General features: G+C 60.6%; 14 protein-coding genes and 3 pseudogenes. 11 read left to right on the top strand and 6 right to left on the bottom strand.

Annotated elements, in window-relative coordinates:
- Positions 1-351: 351 nt before the first annotated feature.
- The gene (locus tag AC0NID_RS32740; protein WP_473454341.1) at positions 352-1,128 is read left to right on the top strand and encodes a sulfite exporter TauE/SafE family protein; all 777 of its coding nucleotides are present in this window, start codon (positions 352-354) and stop codon (positions 1,126-1,128) included.
- A gap of 68 nt (positions 1,129-1,196) precedes the next feature.
- Here the strand turns inward: AC0NID_RS32740 and AC0NID_RS32735 are convergent, their stop codons facing one another.
- Positions 1,197-1,604 carry a VOC family protein gene (locus tag AC0NID_RS32735; RefSeq protein WP_473454340.1) on the bottom strand — a complete coding sequence of 136 codons (408 nt, stop codon included), beginning with the start codon at positions 1,602-1,604 and terminating at the stop codon, positions 1,197-1,199.
- 348 nt (positions 1,605-1,952) lie between these two features.
- On the opposite strand from AC0NID_RS32735, the gene AC0NID_RS32730 reads away from it, so the two are divergent.
- On the top strand, positions 1,953-2,462 hold the full coding sequence (locus tag AC0NID_RS32730) for a superoxide dismutase family protein (RefSeq protein WP_473454408.1): 510 nt from the start codon (positions 1,953-1,955) through the stop codon (positions 2,460-2,462).
- Positions 2,463-2,871: 409 nt separating this feature from the next.
- Complete coding sequence (locus tag AC0NID_RS32725; protein ID WP_473454339.1) at positions 2,872-3,057, top strand: hypothetical protein; 186 nt, start codon at positions 2,872-2,874, stop codon at positions 3,055-3,057.
- Positions 3,058-3,063: 6 nt separating this feature from the next.
- Here the strand turns inward: AC0NID_RS32725 and AC0NID_RS32720 are convergent, their stop codons facing one another.
- The 3 genes from AC0NID_RS32720 to AC0NID_RS32710 form a co-directional block, all read right to left on the bottom strand.
- Positions 3,064-4,092, bottom strand: coding sequence for a serine hydrolase domain-containing protein (locus tag AC0NID_RS32720; protein ID WP_473454338.1), 1,029 nt, complete (start codon positions 4,090-4,092; stop codon positions 3,064-3,066).
- Positions 4,093-4,299: 207 nt separating this feature from the next.
- Complete coding sequence (locus tag AC0NID_RS32715) at positions 4,300-6,192, bottom strand: bifunctional sugar phosphate isomerase/epimerase/4-hydroxyphenylpyruvate dioxygenase family protein (protein WP_473454337.1); 1,893 nt, start codon at positions 6,190-6,192, stop codon at positions 4,300-4,302.
- Between the two features lie 85 nt (positions 6,193-6,277).
- Positions 6,278-6,964, bottom strand: coding sequence for a TetR/AcrR family transcriptional regulator (locus AC0NID_RS32710; RefSeq protein ID WP_473454336.1), 687 nt, complete (start codon positions 6,962-6,964; stop codon positions 6,278-6,280).
- A 256-nt stretch (positions 6,965-7,220) separates the two neighbouring features.
- Between AC0NID_RS32710 and AC0NID_RS32705 the strand changes: the two genes are divergently transcribed.
- The 7 genes and pseudogenes from AC0NID_RS32705 to AC0NID_RS32675 all read left to right on the top strand — a co-directional run bounded on the left by AC0NID_RS32705 (position 7,221) and on the right by AC0NID_RS32675 (position 14,312).
- Positions 7,221-8,048, top strand: coding sequence for a shikimate dehydrogenase (locus tag AC0NID_RS32705; protein ID WP_474033487.1), 828 nt, complete (start codon positions 7,221-7,223; stop codon positions 8,046-8,048).
- 48 nt (positions 8,049-8,096) lie between these two features.
- The gene (gene dctP, locus AC0NID_RS32700; protein WP_473454334.1) at positions 8,097-9,083 is read left to right on the top strand and encodes a TRAP transporter substrate-binding protein DctP; all 987 of its coding nucleotides are present in this window, start codon (positions 8,097-8,099) and stop codon (positions 9,081-9,083) included.
- 77 nt (positions 9,084-9,160) lie between these two features.
- Positions 9,161-9,679 (top strand): TRAP transporter small permease, encoded by a 519-nt coding sequence (locus AC0NID_RS32695; protein WP_473454333.1) that lies wholly within the window; start codon positions 9,161-9,163, stop codon positions 9,677-9,679.
- Positions 9,676-10,977 carry a TRAP transporter large permease gene (locus AC0NID_RS32690; RefSeq protein WP_473454332.1) on the top strand — a complete coding sequence of 434 codons (1,302 nt, stop codon included), beginning with the start codon at positions 9,676-9,678 and terminating at the stop codon, positions 10,975-10,977. Before AC0NID_RS32695 ends, AC0NID_RS32690 begins: the two co-directional genes overlap by 4 nt.
- 4 nt (positions 10,978-10,981) lie before the next feature.
- Positions 10,982-11,413: a type II 3-dehydroquinate dehydratase gene (locus AC0NID_RS32685; RefSeq protein ID WP_473454331.1), complete on the top strand. Its 432-nt coding sequence runs from the start codon at positions 10,982-10,984 to the stop codon at positions 11,411-11,413.
- Between the two features lie 12 nt (positions 11,414-11,425).
- Positions 11,426-11,530 (top strand): annotated as a pseudogene (locus tag AC0NID_RS32680) (3-keto-5-aminohexanoate cleavage protein); the annotation flags it as partial.
- Between the two features lie 982 nt (positions 11,531-12,512).
- On the top strand, positions 12,513-14,312 hold the full coding sequence (locus tag AC0NID_RS32675; RefSeq protein WP_473454330.1) for a cation:proton antiporter domain-containing protein: 1,800 nt from the start codon (positions 12,513-12,515) through the stop codon (positions 14,310-14,312).
- 64 nt (positions 14,313-14,376) lie between these two features.
- Here the strand turns inward: AC0NID_RS32675 and AC0NID_RS32670 are convergent.
- Positions 14,377-14,826 (bottom strand): annotated as a pseudogene (locus AC0NID_RS32670) (class I SAM-dependent methyltransferase); the annotation flags it as partial.
- A gap of 25 nt (positions 14,827-14,851) precedes the next feature.
- A pseudogene (locus tag AC0NID_RS32665) lies at positions 14,852-15,307 on the bottom strand (LysR family transcriptional regulator); the annotation flags it as partial.
- A gap of 199 nt (positions 15,308-15,506) precedes the next feature.
- On the opposite strand from AC0NID_RS32665, the gene AC0NID_RS32660 reads away from it, so the two are divergent.
- Entirely contained in the window at positions 15,507-16,283 is a 777-nt protein-coding gene (locus AC0NID_RS32660; RefSeq protein WP_473454329.1) for a methyltransferase domain-containing protein, read from the top strand.
- The last annotated feature ends 1 nt before the right edge of the window (position 16,284 follow it).

The raw sequence follows: 16,284 nt of genomic DNA, 5'->3' as shown, positions 1-16,284 counted from the left end.
GCACTGTTGACCGGGGCTCACCTGCCCGATAGTAGGCTGCAGCGCAATGCCTCTCGCTAACAGACGCTGGTTAAACGACAGACACCGCAACGGTTGACTCGGGGCGGAAGTCGGCCAGCTCTGGAGAAGTGGTGGCAAGGTCGGCAATTGACGATACCATATGGCCTTGAAGATTTGGGGAAAGGCGTCGGTCGAGCGGACAGCTTTCCGGCCGTCGCCACCATTGTTGGTGACGGGCGTTTGGTGAATTGTTGAAGCATCAAGACAGAATTGCATACGTTGCGTGCAGCGGGTCGCCCTTTCGCCAAACGATCCGCATCTTGTTGGCCGGCATTTTCGTTGGAGAGCCGAATGCAAGACTTCATTCTCTTTGCGGTCGTGGGGTTTGTAGCCCAAGTCGTGGACGGGGCTCTCGGAATGGCCTACGGCGTGGTTTGCTCGACAACGCTGCTGGGGTTTGGCGTGTCTCCCGCACACGCTTCGGCTTCAGTTCACGCGGCTGAACTGTTTACCACCGCGGCCTCCGGTTCGGCTCACATCTACCACCGCAATATCGACTGGAAACTTTTCTGGCGGCTGATGCCGTTTGGCGTGCTCGGCGGCGTTCTCGGCGCTTTTGTGCTGACGTCGTTTGAAGGTGCCATCATGAGGCCGTATGTGACCACCTACCTTGCGCTCGTCGGAGCCTGGCTCCTGTTCCGCTCGTTCCGGCGGATCCCAAGCAAGCCGGTCCCTGCAGGCGCGGTAGCTCCGCTTGGACTTGGTGGTGGATTTCTCGATGCCGCAGGGGGTGGCGGATGGGGACCCATGGTGACGACGGGCCTTCTCGGTTTTGGCGGGACGCCGCGCTACGTCATCGGCACGGTAAATGCCAGCGAGTTCCTCATCACGCTCGCGGTATCCCTGACCTTCCTGTTCGCGTTGCTGACGGGCCATTGGGAGGACGCAGGAGAGCTGACAGAAAACCTGTTCCCGGTTGCCGGCTTGATCCTTGGAGGCGTGATCGCAGCGCCGATTGCCGGATTGGTCGTGAAGTCAATCGCGGAAAAGACGCTTCTCAGGCTGGTTGGTGCTCTCATCATACTGCTGGCAGGCTGGCAAACCGCCGAACTCTTCGAATTGGTGTAGACGCTGCTGGGTTTGAGGGTTTTGCTGCACCGGGCAGAGAGGGCCAATCCTTTGGCGCAAGCGCCCGCTTATTCTGGCAAGTGGCAGACCGCCTCGACGTTGAAGCCATCCGGATCGATCACGAACGCCGCGTAATAGGTTGGATGATAATGTGCTCTGATGCCCGGCGGGCCGTTGTCACGTCCGCCATGCGCCATCGCGGCGGCGTAATAGGCGTCAACGGCGGCCCGGTTTTCGGCCGCAAAGGCGATGTGGATGCCCGTCCCGCGCGCGCCGTCCGTCGCACCATGATGGACGACGTTGGACAGCCAGAAGAAAGGCTTACCATTCTTCCCATAGCCTATGCCGTGATAGCCGCCGCTTTCTTCGGGGGTCACTTCCATCATCGTCGCGACGCCGAGCGGTGTGAGTGCGGCATCATAAAAACGGCGGGAGGATTCGAAGTCGCATGCACTGATGCCCATGTGATCGATCATGACCCTGTCCTTCGGCAAATCCCGCGCAGCTTTGTAGTCGATTCAGCTGAAGAACGGATTGAGCAGGATCAATACGGGTCAAGCGACAAGGAGGACCGCTGGTCACCAGTCTTGGCCGCCCGGTTGTTGCTGGTGGCGTCGCGCGGTGTTCTCGAAATGTCTCGAATTCACCGGAGATCCTCCAGCTACGAAGCAACACGACATGCTGCTATTTTGCACTACAGAAACAACGCGCACAGACCGGACGCTTACAATCCGTGGAACGGGCCGGAGATAAACTCGGTTCCCAAATGGAACGAAGCGATCCCGTTGTTGTTTGGCTTCCTTGGACAACCGGAGGCCAGGTCGATGAGGAAAATGCTTGCAATGACAGGTTTGGCGCTGGCAGTCGCGATGCCTGCAGCGGCTCAGGACAGCGCGACCGCGAAAGCCGAATTCGTCAACATGGCTGGCGAAAAGAACGGAACGGCGACGCTGACCGAGACGGCGCAGGGTGTGCTGATAGCGTTGGAGGTCACGGGACTGCCAGCGGGCGAATGGGTCGCGTTCCATGTTCATGAAACTGGAAAGTGCGATCATCAGACCGGCCATGACTCGGCAGGTGGGCACTTCAATCCGACGGATGCCGAACATGGATATCTCGCCGCGAAGGGCCCGCATGCAGGCGATATGCCAAATCAGCGGGTCGGCGCCGACGGTGTTTTGCGTGCCCAGGCTTTCAACAGCATGGTCAAGCTGGATGATGGAGAAACCGCGATACGAGGCAAGGCGTTGATGATCCACGGCGGACAGGACGACTACAAGAGCCAACCCGCCGGCGATGCCGGAAAACGTCAGGCCTGCGCCGTTATCGAATGAGAAGCGGCGGACTTTCAAGTCGAAGCGTACCGCCGCTCAATCTTCTTGTTCGAGCATCGGTTTTCCCCAAGCCGGTACCCACTTCTAGGTCCGATGCTCCAGCACGCGAACTGGGTAAGGACCTGTCCGGTATTTTCGGCGGGTAGCCGGCGCGTGACGTGTTGGAGGCGCTGAAATGCATCGGCGATTCGCACCTCGGCCATGATTTCCTGGTCCTGATCGGCGCGATCTTGTTCGGCTATTACACAACAATTCTGCTGATCATCTTCCCGCAGCTTGCCCTGTGGTTGCCGACGAAAATGCCCTCATCAGGTGAGCCATTCCGGCACGGCAGCGGATCGCCACGCCTGGTCTGTTGCTGCAACTGTAATCAAATCCTCCACCTTGAAATCATTCCCAGGAGAGCGCGATGTATCGGAACGGCATCTTTCCGCACGAAGTGCGCCGAGCCCTCGATGGACGGATCGAGGAATCGCCAAGAACCGCAGGCAGGCCCGTGTCCGATCCCGACATTCAGTCGCTGCTGCGACCGCTTTACGAGAAGCAGTACGGCTTGTGCGGAAAACACGCCGGCTGGCAGCGGTCCGGCCGCTGACTCGCTCTAGTCAGCCAGCGCGTCGTCGCGCATGCTTTCCATCGCCTCTATGATCCGCTCGAGCAGCGCATGGAGTTCGTCGCGGTGGCCGCTGCGGCCGGCGGGGCCGTTTTCATCGGATGTCATGACCACAGTCAACGCACGCCCCGGCACGACATAGACCATCTGCCCGCCATACCCCCAGCCGTAGAAGACCGCTTCGCCCGCGATCTGACGCAGGAACCAGCCATAGCCGTAGCCGTCACCGGTGAAACGGGAGGCGGTGCGTGGCTGCCAGGAGAGCTTGATCCAATTGGCCGGCACGAGCTGCTGTCCGCCGCGGCTCATCCCGCCGCTGCGGTAGAGCTCGCCAAAAGCGAGCAGCGAGCGCGGGCTCATGGCCATCTGATTGCCGCCGATATATATGCCCTGTCGGTCGCGGTCCCAGGCGGCGACGGAAAAACCCTCCTGCGGCCCCAGCCATTCCCGCGCCAGGTCCAGCGTTGAGCGGCCGGTCCGGCGCGTCAGTATCGCCGAAAGGAGATGGGTCGAGCCGGTGGAATAGAGCATGGCACCGCCCGGTTCGTCGTCAAAGGGCATGGCGAGCGCTGCCCGCACCCAATTGTCGCTTGCCACCCAGCGGCCGTAGTTTGGGCCGGAGGTCCGACCCAGCCCTGCCTGCATGGAAAGCAGGTGGCCGATCGTAACCTCCTGGAGCCGCGGATCCGCGTCTGCGGGCAGGTCGACTTGAAGAAGCGGAGCGATCTTCTGGTCAGTGCCTTGGAGCACGCCCTTGTCGATGGCGATGCCGACGAGCGCGGATATGATCGACTTGGAGGCGGATTTTATGTTGGCAGGGCGTGCCGGAGAGTGGCCGCGATAGCCACGCTCCGCCACCACCGAGCCCTCATGCGCGACGACAATTGTGTGCAGCGGCGTCAGCTGCTCGGCCTCATCGAAGAGCTTTTCTAGCCGCTCCTCCAAGCCGTCCGCACCAAGAGCAGCCACGGAAAGGTTGAGGAGAAAGGCTAGAGTCAAAATGGGGCGCTTCAGCATGAACCCAGCTTGGGACGCATTTCGGGCAAGACATAGCGCTTGTCAAACGCAACGAACCTATAGTCGTCGGCGAGCTTTCGCTCAACCTCATTCCAGATGCGCATATCGGTGCCGAGCGAGTTCGCGAAGACGACGTCGGCCTGCCAACTGCGGGACGATGCCGGTAGTGGATCGTCGCGCCATGAATGCGAGCAAAGCTCATACCGGTCATGTCTTTGGCATTCCTTTGGGCCGCATCAGCCGTTTTTGCGCGGCGATGCGGAATGGTGCGTTCAGCGCACCATATCCTGCATAAGCGCCGCGCCGTTCAACGAACTCGATAATGAACCCCTCTCCGAATGTCGGCGCATAGAGCTGGAAGAATTCGCCGTTGTCGTCGCGGTCATAAAGGATGTTGGCTGAGCGTAAGCGATCGGCTACCTCCGGATCCAAACCGAAGCGCGCTTCTACGTCGTCGTAGTAGTTCATCGATATCTGAAGCGGTTCGAAGCCGTTGGCCTGCAGCTTCGCCGCCGTCGCAAAGATGTCATCCGTCGCGAGTGCCAGATGCTGGACGCCGGAACCAAAGGTTTCGGCGATGAAATGGCCAGCCAGCGTGCGGTGACTCTCGGCGCCGTTCAGTGTGAGGCGGAAGCGCTTGTCCAGACCTTCGATCACCTGGCTGCGCACGAGGCCGGCCGGATCGACGATGTCGACCATGGGGGTCTTGGTCGTCCTGAAGATCGAGACATAGAAGAGCAGCCAGCTCGGCATCTCCTCCTGTGCCATGGTCTGCCCGACATGATCGATGCGGGTGAGGCCGACGCCATTGCCGGAACTTTTCGGCATAATCGGCGTGAACTCTATGTCCCAGACCTTCGCCAGGTCGGTCTTGGCATCGAGGAAGTAGATCAGTCCACCGCCGACGCCACGGATCGCCGGGATCGGCAACTCGCCCGGCCCGACCGGCTGGTGAAAGATCTCGGCGCCGAGCGCCTCGGCGCGCGCCACCGTGGCGGCGGCGTCCTCGACCTTCAGGCCCATCGCGTATGCCGACGTGCCATGGACAACAAAGGAAGAATGGGCGAAGCCCTGCCGCTCGGTATTGATGACAATATTGATCTCGCCCTGGCGGTAGAGCGTGACGTCCTTCGAGACGTGCCGACCGGCCTTGACAAAGCCGAGCATGCACAACAGCGATCCAAGCTGTCCGGCGTCCTGGCGATCGGCCGCGAACTCGATGAACTCGACTCCTCCGACCCCGATGCGGTCGGGCATTGGCGGGATAGCGATGTCAAGTGCCGGTTCTTCACGCCGCACCTGATCCATCAACCACACGAGTGAACGCCGTCCGTCGACGGAGATCGCCTTTGCCGACCCGCCACGGAACTGGTCGTTGAAAATCTCGAGCGAGAGATAGCCGTCATAACCGGTTGCCGCGACCGCCTGCATGAATTGTCGCACCGGCAGATCGCCCTCGCCTGGCATGTTGCGGAAGTGCCGGCTCCAATAGAGCAAGTCCATTTCGATCAGCGGCGCGTCGGCGAGTTGAACAATGAAGATCTTGTCCGCGGGTATCGAACGGATGGAGCCGAGTTCAATCCTGCGGGCTAGCGTGTGGAAAGAATCGAGAACCAGCCCGATGTTCGGATGCTCGGTCCTGCGCACGATTTCCCACGCGTCGCGATGATCGTTGACGTGACGCCCCCAGGCCAATGCCTCGTAGCCGACGCGCAGACCGCGCTTGGCGGCGCGCTCGCCAAGCTCGTGAAAGTCCATGGCCGCCCGGTCAATCCCGCCAAGCGAGACCGGCGACACCGACGAGCATACCAGCATCAGGTCGGTGCCGAGTTCCTGCATGACGTCGAACTTGCGCTCGGCACGATCAAAGGCGCGGTTGCGCTGGGGCTCCGGCAACCCCTCGAAGTCCCTGAACGGCTGGAAGAGCGTTATGGTCAGACCTGTGTCACCAGCCATACGGCCGACGTCGCGCGGTGAGCCATCAAAGGCGAGGAAATCGTTCTCGAATATTTCAACACCGTCGAAGCCCGCGGCGGAAATTGCCGCGAATTTCTCCGCCAGGTCACCGGCAAGCGACACCGTCGCGATCGAAGTCTTCAAAGCGCCTCTCCTCCCTGGCCGTTATGAACGAACCAGTTCGTACATAATTAAGGCAACGGCGGCAGCGCCGCAAGTTTCGGCACGCTCAACGTTCTGAGGGAGCTCCGTCCTTCGCGACAAAACGCAACAGCATCTCTACGCTGTTGCGTTTGAGCCGCTCAAGTTGTGCCGGCGCGCCGAAGTCGCGTCCGAAGATCATCGAAAAGGTGGCGCGATTGGAAACATTGAAGAAGCATAGTGCGCTTACCTGCCAATGCAGTTCGACCGCGTCGAGCCCCGGCCGGAAGACCCCTTCTTCGACACCGCGTGAATAGATGCGAGAGATATGGTCGATCGCAGTTACGTTCAGGTCGCGGATCGCATCCGACTGTTCGAGGTATTGGCCATGATGGATGTTCTCGATCATCACCATGCGGATGAATTCCTCGTGTCGGTGATGGTGGTCGAACGTGAACTCCACTAGGCGTGTCAGTGCCGCCACGGGGGGCAGGCCCTCGATATCAAGTTGGGCTTCGCCCTCGCGCACATGGCGATACGCGTTCTCGAGCGCGCGCAGGTAAAGGCCCTCTTTGTCGCCGAAGTAGTAGTAGATCATGCGCTTGCTGAAGCGTGTACGCGCCGCAATCTCGTCTATGCGGGCGCCCGACAAGCCGTTCAGGGCAAATTCCTTGGAGGCGATCTCCAGGATGTTGCGGCGCGTGCCCTCAGGATCCTGGATACGCGTCGTGCTCGTGTCCGGCTTCGGCTTTCGTTCCTTCTTGATAACGGCCATGCAGTCGAGTTCCCGCCCCGGCGTCAGCCGGCAATTGACTAAACTAACCAGTTAGTACATCATTCGCAAATCACGATGGCTCATTTACCGGCGTGCTTGGAGTGAACACAAGGGCCATCCAAGAATTGCCGCACGTGGGCTAGGAGGCGGCCCGCACAGGGAGGAATCTAAGGAGATGGGCGACAGCCTTGTCGACCTCCTTTGCCGTCTTGCGGACGAGCATAAGGGCGCCGCCAGCAGCGACAGCGAAAAGGTCGTGATTGGCCTTGTCGGACGCGGCATTCAGTCCTCGCGCACTCCCGGCATGCACGAGCGTGAAGCCCGGCGCCTTGGCATTGGCTATTCGTACCTTTTGCTCGATTTCGACAGGCTCGGATTGCTGGACGCGGCGATCGGCGACTTGATCGCGGCGGCGCAAATTGCGGGCTTTCAGGGCCTCAACGTCACTCATCCGTTTAAACAGGCTGTCATTCCCGTTCTAGATGTGTTGTCGCCGGAAGCGCGCGCGATAGGCGCGGTGAATACGGTCGTGTTTGCTGGCGGACGCAAGGAAGGGCACAACACCGATGGCTGGGGTTTCGCGGAGAGTTTTCGCGAAGCGATGGCCGGCGCATCGATGAGCAGTGTCGTGATGTTCGGCGCCGGCGGAGCCGGCGCCGCAGTCGCAAACGCGCTGATGGAAATGGGCGTTGGCCGGCTGTTCGTCGTCGACAGCCAACCCGGTCGAGCCTTGGATCTTGCGTTGCGCATGGGCGCCTTGTCTGGCGGTCGCGTCGAGACATGGCCGGATCCGGCCGCAGCCGTGCGCATGGCAAACGGCATCGTCAACACGACCCCGGTGGGCATGGCGAAGTACCCCGGAACACCGTTCGACACGGCTCTTTTGACAGCCGAAAAATGGGTCGCCGACATAATCTATTTTCCGACCGAAACAGAGTTGTTGGTCGCGGCCCGTGCGATCGGCTGCAGAACGCTGCCGGGCATTGGCATGGCGATCTATCAGGCCGTCCGCGCGTTCGAACTCTTCACCGGGCGCAAGGCCGACCGCCGCGCTATGGCAGATCACTTCGAGGCCGCCGCATGAAGGCGATGACGCCTATAATTGCATGAAGACCACTGGGAGGAAATCGACATGAAAGCTGAAATGAACCGACGCATGTTTATGGCCGCCGCTGGCGTACTCGCCGCCGGGACCGCCGTTCCCGCGTTCGCGCAGGACAAACCGAAGCTGCGTTTCTCGGCTGTGTTCTCGGAACAGGACATCCGGGCCGAGATGATGAAAATGTTCGCCGACGCCATCAAGGACGAATTTGCCTTCGAGGGTTATTACGGCGGCAACCTGTTCAAGCAGGGCACCGAACTTGTCGCCATCCAGCGCGGCAACCTCGAAATGGGCAACATCGCGCCGCAGGACATTTCCAAGCAGATTCCGGCCTGGTCGATCGTCACCGCCGGCTACCTGTTCCGTGACGCCGTGCACCTCAAGGCGTTCTTTGCCAGCGATGTCGGTGCGGAGCTGAAGAAGATGACCGAGGACCAGCTCGGCGTGAGAGTGCTCGGCCCCACCTATTTCGGCATGCGTCAGGTCGGTCTGAAGCCCGATAAGGAAATTAAGACTCCCACCGACTTGGCCGGCATCAAGCTGCGTATGCCGGGTGGCGACGCCTGGCAATTCCTCGGCCAGGCGCTCGGCGCAAATCCTACGCCAATGGCCTACGCCGAGGTCTATACCGGCTTGCAGACAGGCGCGATCGACGGGCAGGACAACCCTCTGCCCAACGTGGAGAACATGAAGTTCTACGAGGTCATGTCGCAGATCGTACTCACCTCGCACCTCGTCGGTTTCGACCTTCTCAGCATCTCGAAGAAGGTGTGGGACGAGATGGGAGCCGAGAAGCAGGCAAAGGTCCAGGCCGCGGCGGACAAGGCGATCGACTTCTCGACCGAGAAACACCTGACGCGCGAGGAAGAACTCGTTGAAACATTGAAGGGCAAGGGCTTGAAGATCTACGAGCCCGATGTCGCAGCATTCCGCAAGCATGTGCAGGAGCAATATCTTGCCTCCGAGCTGGCCAAGGAATGGCCGGCCGGGATGCTCGACAAGATCAACGCGCTTTGAACGCGACAACTCGCCGGCCGGTTCGCTTGTGACCGGCCGGCCCACTGGTTTAGCCAGACGCCCGCCAGGGAGGCATAATGAACCCGGGATTGAGAAAGGTCAGCGGCTGGCTCTATCGGCGCGCCGAGAACGCCATCGCCATCGCAATCGGCGCCATGTTCGCCGCGTTTCTGCTGCAGGTTGCTTTTCGCTACCTTCTCAACTGGCCGACGGGCTGGAGCAACGAGCTCACCGTCGTGCTCTGGATCTGGGTTGTGTTGTTCGGCGCAGCGTTCGTCGTTCGTGAAGAAGAGGAAATCCGTTTTGATCTCCTCTACGCCGCAGTCGGCCAGGACATAAGGCGAGTAATGACGCTCGCCTTCGCTATCGCTCTCGTCGCGCTCTACGGCCGGTCCTTTCCGGCCGTCTTCGACTACGTGACCTTCATGAAGGTCGAGAGCACCGCCTACCTCAAGATACGCTTCGACTGGCTTTTCTCGATCTATCTCGTTTTCGTGGTCGCCGTGATCGCCCGCTACCTGTGGCTCGCGTGGCGTGCTCTCCGCGGCGAAGCACCGGCGGAATTTGACCCTACGAAAGCGAGCTCCGGCGTATGAATCTCGCGAGTCCCTTTTCGCTATCAGTCGTTGCGATCACAGCGCTGGCCTTGCTTGGCCTGCCGATCGGTCACTCGATGATCGCCGGGTCGATCCTCTATCTCTGGCTTGCAGGGCTCGACATGGGCACGTCCGCCGAGCAGCTCCTCAACGGGCTCTACACGAGCTACATTCTGCTTGCCGTACCGATGTTCATTCTCGCCGCGGAGTTAATGAACGCCGGAACAATGACCGACCGGCTGCTGCAATTCTGCAACGCTGTCGTCGGCCGTTTCCGCGGCGGCCTGGCGCAAGTCAACGTGCTGCAGTCGATCATCTTCGCCGGCATGTCCGGCTCGGCCATCGCCGACGCCGCCGGCACCGGCAAGATGATGCAGCAACTCATGACGAAGGATGGCAAGTACCCGGCGAGCTATGCCGCTGCGCTGACAGCCGTCACCTCCGTCATTGGCCCGATCATTCCTCCGTCAATTCCGCTGGTCATCTATGCGCTAATCTCGGATGCATCCATCGGCTATCTCTTCATTGCGGGTATCGTGCCGGGCCTTCTTCTCGCCCTGACGCAGATGATCATCGTCGCCATCGACGCGCGCCGGAAGAACTTTCCGGTCGAGAAGCCGGTGCCGCTCAGGGAATTGCCGGGGATCACCTTGCGCGCATTTCCGGCGCTGATGCTGCCGGTCGTTCTGCTCGTTGGCATAAGGGGCGGCGTGATGACCCCGACCGAGGCTGCGGCGGTCGCCGCCGGCTATGCGCTGCTCATCTCGATCGCGATCTATCGCAGCGTGACGCTGGGTCAGCTCTACCATGCGCTCCTCAACAGCGCCCGCACCACGGCCTCGATCGGCATGCTCATCGCCGGCGCCCTGGTGTTCAACTACGTTGTTACTGTTGAGAACATTCCGCAGTCCCTGTCGGTGATCCTGCAGTCCTGGGATCTTTCGCCGATGAGTTTCCTGATCCTCGTCAACATCCTGCTGCTGATACTGGGCTGCGTGTTGGAGGGCACGACAATCCTGCTGGTGATCGTGCCGGTGCTGATTCCGACGGCGAAGGTGCTCGGCGTCGACATGGTGCATTTCGGCGTCATGGTCGTCGTCAACATTATGCTCGGGCTCGTCACCCCGCCCTACGGGCTGCTGCTGTTCATCATGACGCGCATTGCAGGGGTGCCGCTGCGCGACCTGGTGCACGACGTAATGCCGTTTCTCTACGCCATGCTTGCCGCCCTGATGCTGATCACCTTCTTCCCATCGCTGGTGCTGTGGCTGCCGCGCCTGCTGGGCTATCAAGGATAGGACCATGACCAAGCCAATCTTCGTTCTCAACGGCCCAAATCTCAACCGGCTCGGCATGCGCGAGCCGGACATCTATGGGAGGACGACACTCGCAGAAATCGAGGGGATGTGCCGTGAAGCCGCTGGCGACCGTCCGATCCGTTTTCACCAGTCAAACATTGAGGGCGAAATCGTCAACTGGGTCCATGAGGCGATCGACGAAGGCGCGGGCATTCTGATCAATCCCGCGGGTTTAAGCTTTATTTCGATCCCGGTGCTTGACGCGCTCAAAATGTTTCCGGGCCCGATCGTTGAACTGCATATCTCGAATATCCATCGCCGCGAGGAGATCTATCACCGGTCGTTGGTGTCAAAGGTCGCAACCGGCGTGATCGCGGGGCTTGGTGCCAAGGGGTATCCGCTTGCGATCCGCTGGCTCACGGACCAGGTCGACTGATAGTGCATCGCCATGTCTGAACCCTGTATCATCGCCGTTGCGATCACCAGCTCGTTGCCGCGCAAGGAAGACAATCCAGCGGTGCCGATCAGCGTGGCCGAACAGATCGAAGCCACAGCCCAAGATTAGCATTCGGAAGCGTGATCGCGATCGTGCCGAGCGGATCCGGCTTGCGGGGGGTCCGAGCCCGACGTTGAGGAACTAGCCATTTCGCTTGCTCTTGAGAAGGACGAAGTCCGGACAAAAGACCTGACCGTTCCTCGTTGCTGCCCTCGCCCGCATTGCCGCGCGGTCATTGCCAAGCCTGTCAATGAGGTCTTGGGCCTGTGCGGTTATGCCTGTGCGCATCGTCAATGCCTCGACCGTCAAAACGTCGGTGCTGGCAATCTCGCGGGGTTGAGGCAGAGTTTCCTCTCTTTCGATTTCGGCTTCTGCCTGTAGCCATTGCCGACCGTGATTGAAGGCACTTGAGCAGGCGTCCCTGCCGGCCTATGCAGCGGAGCGAAGCAGATCGCGCATCCTGAAATTTAGCACGCTGGCGCGCGATATCGCGCCCTAGCGTAGGAAGGACGGTGGCTCCCCGGGCTGAACGAAACCGCGAACTATGTGCTGCCGATTCCCCTCGAAACTACGCCACGGCCCAAAATCAGGATTTGGAAGCGCGACCGCGAGCGTGCCGAGCGCATCCGATAGCCGGTGGTCCGAAGCCGACATTGAGAGAACGCGCCGTCCGGCTCGCTCTTGAGAAGAGCTAAGTCCGGACAAAGCACCTGACCGACATCGGCGTTCCTCGTTGCTACCTCGCCTGCATATGCGAGGAAGGGTTACTCGTGAGGTGGGTACGGCCGCTATCGTCGTGAGGTGGGTACGGCCGCTATCGTGCGGCCGTTCCCAAAGCGGCTTGATGGCACGATACGAATGGCTCTTGAACGCACAAGATGCCGACGCGAACAGGAGTAGAATTAGGTGCGCTGGCGCAGAAGAGGCGGACTTGTGCTCTGGCGGGGGCCAGCAGTACCGGTCGGCAGCTCTTGCCTCACGCCCGCGTCAGGCGATACTTCCGGCTCAGGTCGCATTCGCGGCTTCTTGGGCAGGGTTCATGACAGACGCCGAGAGTTTCGTCGCATACAAGAATCTGCTGCTGTTTCTTGTGACGGCCGGTGTGATCGTGCCGCTTTTCATGCGCCTGAGAATAAGCCCGGTGCTCGGGTTCCTGACTGCGGGGGTAGTTCTCGGGCCGTTCGGGCTTGGGGCCCTTGCGCATGAGGTACCATGGCTTTCAGCGATTTCAATCGCCGATGCCGAACAGATAGCTGGGCCCGCTGAACTTGGCGTAGCGTTTCTCCTCTTCATGATGGGGCTGGAGCTGTCGTGGGAGCGTCTGGCGCGAATGCGCAATCTCGTATTTGGACTGGGCCTTGCGCAGGTTGTGCTGTCGTCGATCGTGCTTGGTCTGATAGCATTTGTGCTCGGCCAGACGGCGGTATCCTCAATTATTCTTGGCGCCTCACTGGCCCTCTCTTCCACCGCTTTGGTTTTGCCGTCGCTCGCGGAACGCAAGCGACTCAGCTCGGCTGTGGGGCGCACCTCATTTGCAGTGCTTCTATTTCAGGATCTTGCGGTCGCACCGCTTCTAATCTCCGTCGCTCTGCTTGATGTGCGTAACGGCGCCGTTGGCTTGGGAGCGCTTTACGCCATCATTCCGGCAATTGCCTCCCTCGGTGCACTGATTGTTCTTGGGCGCCTCGTCTTAAGGCCATTCTTCAAACTCGTCGCCGCGACAAGCAGCAACGAGCTCTTCCTGGCCGCGTGTCTACTGATCGTAATCGGCACGGGGCTGATCGCCGTCGCTAGTGGTTTGTCGATGTCTCTCGGCGCGTTCGTTGCCGGGCTCCTCCTTGCCGAAACGGAATATCGCCGCCAGGTTGAAGTAGCGATCCAGCCCTTCCAGAGCCTGCTGCTTGGGCTGTTCTTCGTGGCTGTCGGAGCCAGACTCGACCTTACTCAGTTGCTCGATAACCCGTTTCCAGCGCTCGGGACCGCTTGTGCGTTCATTGCGATCAAGTCTCTGGTGCTTTTGCCGATTGCGCTGAGCTTCGGTCTTCCGCGGCATTTGGCACGGGAGGTCGCTCTCATCCTAAGCCCGGCCGGCGAATTTACCCTTGTAGTAATCGGAACCGCGATGGCTGCCGGAATCGTGCCTGCGTCGGCTGGTGCGACGGCAATGATCGCGACCACGCTTTCAATGTTCGCGATCCCTCTCATGGTACGCATATCGGAACGCCTGTCCTCAAGAGGCGCAAGCGAAGAGGCGAGCCTTGCGGCCTTGGCTCCAGATGTGCCGGACAATACCGAGAGGGTAATCATCGCCGGATACGGGCGCGTGGGCGATCTTGTTGGCCAGATGCTGACCCGGCATGCGGCGACTTATCTGACGGTAGACAACAACGCAGCCCTCGTCGCTCGTGAACGAAGCCGGGGTGCAATGATCTATTACGGCGATGCGACCCAGGTGGAATTGCTCCGCAGGTGCGGGATCGCTTCTGCCCGTGCCCTGGTCGTGACCATGGACAACGCAACCGCGGTCGAGGCGGTGGTTGCCGTCGCTCGCGCCGAACGGCCAGACCTGGTCATCGTCGCGCGTGCGCGCGACCCGGAACACGCCTCCAAGCTCTACAGCATCGGCGTCACCGACGCCGTGCCCGAAACGACCGAGGCAAGCCTTCAGTTATCGGAAGCTCTCCTGGTCAACATCGGTGTTCCGGCGGGTATTGCAATTGCTTCGATCCATGAAAAGCGCGACGAGTTTCGGCGAATGTTGCAAGGACCGGATGGGGAAGGGAAAGAGCGCAGAGGGATCCGATTGTCCTCCCGCAACGGGAAGACGGGCAGGTCTTAGCAGACGTCAAATGAAGAAGTTCTGCCCTTAGCAGAGAATCCGACCACACACGGAACGCCTGCGGCTACGGTTGCCGCTTTGGCTTCTCCGGCACGGCGCGGCCTTCATACATGTACACCATAGGTCGAGGCCCTTTTGCATAGCCCGTTTCGAGCCGCGAGATGCTAAAGCCGGCAGTCTCAACAAGCCTGCCGATCGGGCGATTGAGATGGCAGCCGCCGGCGATGTGCTTCCAGATCGGCGTCAGTCGGTGCTGCCAGCGTTGAACGGGTTCCTCCGGCGATAGGCCGTGCTCGATAAAGAGGAGCTGCCCGCCCTGTCTGAGTATCTGCCGCATCTCGCGCAGCGCCTGTCCAGCGCCTTGGATCGAGCAAAGCGTCCAGGTTGTAACAACGGTATCGACGGAGTGGGCGTCGAGCGAGATCTCCTCGGCCGATCCGTCGATGAAATCGACTGGGCAGGCGTGCGCCGCTCGAACCGGTGGCGGGTGGAAAGGCCAGCCCAAACCGCTCCCGGTAGATCGGCTCTGCATTTAGGCGTGCATCGAACGGGCCAGGTTGCGCCAAGAGACCGATATCGAGCGAACCATCGAGGAGAAGTTCGCTGAGTCGGGAAGGAACGCTCTCGACGACGCTCACTTCGATTCCCGGATGATGCTCTCGAAACTCGTTCAGGAACCCGACAAAGCGGAGTGGACCGATCGTGCACATCACACCGAGAGTCAGAGGTGCGGCTTCCTGCTTGAGGAAGCTTCGCGCGACCTGCTGTGCGTTTGTGGTGCGGTCGAGGACCGCTTCCAGATGCGGTCGCATCAGACGCCCAAAATCCGTGAGCTGGACATGATTACGCTCCCGGCGGAACAGATGCGACGCAAGCTCCGCTTCCAGTTTCTGGATCGCCCCTGTGAGCGCCAATTGCGTGACATGGCACCGCGCCGCGGCCTTGTGGAAGTTCAAGGTCTCGCACGCGGCAAGAAAGTATCGGACCTCATGCATCTCCATGGACTATTCCTCTGATGCGCATCAGGCATCAAGCCGATGAGACAATAGCATTTTTCGCGGGCGCGCGGTGTTGGTATGCTTGCCTGGGACCACGGAGGGTAGGTCGCCCCCTCGTGGCACAAAGGGGTTTGCATTTAGTTAGGGTGATCTGATGCCTGACGTCTGGGCCACTGTCGCCGAGCTTGAGTCTTCAGTGCAGGAGCGCCTTGCCGGCGTCCTCGAGACACGAGGCGCCGACCCGCAGCAACAGGCCATGCGGCGCGTCTTTCTTTCCAGCATTGAGTTTCCCACAGGGGCGCATGTCCTGGAGGTGGGCTGCGGAACGGGCGTGCTGACTCGGGTACTTGCAGGCTGGCCCGACGTCAAAGCTGTCGTGGGCATAGACCCGGCGGCATCGCTGATCCGGGAGGCGCAGAGATTGGCTTCCAACCTTGCCAACGTGACCTTCCAGGAAGCCGATGGACGATCTCTCTCATTCGGCGATGACACGTTCGACGTTGTCATCTTCGATTCCACTCTCTCCCACGTGCCGGGACCAGAGCGAGCGCTCGCCGAGGCTCACCGTGTGCTGCGGCCGGGCGGCTCGCTCGCGGTGTTTGACGGCGACTATGCGACCACGACCGTCGCGCTCGGCGATCACGATCCGCTGCAGACCTGCGTCGCTGCCATGATGGCCAACTCGGTGAACGACCGCTGGCTGATGCGCCGACTTCCATCGCTCATACGCGCCAGCGGATTCGAAGGGGCGGACTTCCGAAGCCACGGCTATGTGGAAACCGGCGGCGGCGCCTATATGCTGTCGGTAATAGATCGAGGCGCCGATATTCTGAATTCGTCAGGCACGATCGGTGAAGCGACGGCGGCCGCATTGAAGTCGGAAGCGCGTCGCCGGGTGGAAGCAGGAACGTTCTTTGGCCACATCGCCTACGCAGGCCTCACCACCCGCAAGCCGCTGCGTGCGCCGATTTGAG

It is taken from the genome of Mesorhizobium sp. WSM4821 (assembly GCF_055901555.1).
This window is presented reverse-complemented; position numbering and strand designations above follow the sequence as displayed.

Coding starts and splice junctions, on each gene's coding strand:
- AC0NID_RS32740 (WP_473454341.1), top strand. CDS start 352: ATGCAAGACTTCATTCTCTTTGCGGTCGTGGGGTTTGTAGCCCAAGTC.
- AC0NID_RS32735 (WP_473454340.1), bottom strand. CDS start 1,604: ATGATCGATCACATGGGCATCAGTGCATGCGACTTCGAATCCTCCCGC.
- AC0NID_RS32730 (WP_473454408.1), top strand. CDS start 1,953: ATGAGGAAAATGCTTGCAATGACAGGTTTGGCGCTGGCAGTCGCGATG.
- AC0NID_RS32725 (WP_473454339.1), top strand. CDS start 2,872: ATGTATCGGAACGGCATCTTTCCGCACGAAGTGCGCCGAGCCCTCGAT.
- AC0NID_RS32720 (WP_473454338.1), bottom strand. CDS start 4,092: ATGCTGAAGCGCCCCATTTTGACTCTAGCCTTTCTCCTCAACCTTTCC.
- AC0NID_RS32710 (WP_473454336.1), bottom strand. CDS start 6,964: ATGGCCGTTATCAAGAAGGAACGAAAGCCGAAGCCGGACACGAGCACG.
- dctP (WP_473454334.1), top strand. CDS start 8,097: ATGAAAGCTGAAATGAACCGACGCATGTTTATGGCCGCCGCTGGCGTA.
- AC0NID_RS32695 (WP_473454333.1), top strand. CDS start 9,161: ATGAACCCGGGATTGAGAAAGGTCAGCGGCTGGCTCTATCGGCGCGCC.
- AC0NID_RS32690 (WP_473454332.1), top strand. CDS start 9,676: ATGAATCTCGCGAGTCCCTTTTCGCTATCAGTCGTTGCGATCACAGCG.
- AC0NID_RS32685 (WP_473454331.1), top strand. CDS start 10,982: ATGACCAAGCCAATCTTCGTTCTCAACGGCCCAAATCTCAACCGGCTC.
- AC0NID_RS32675 (WP_473454330.1), top strand. CDS start 12,513: ATGACAGACGCCGAGAGTTTCGTCGCATACAAGAATCTGCTGCTGTTT.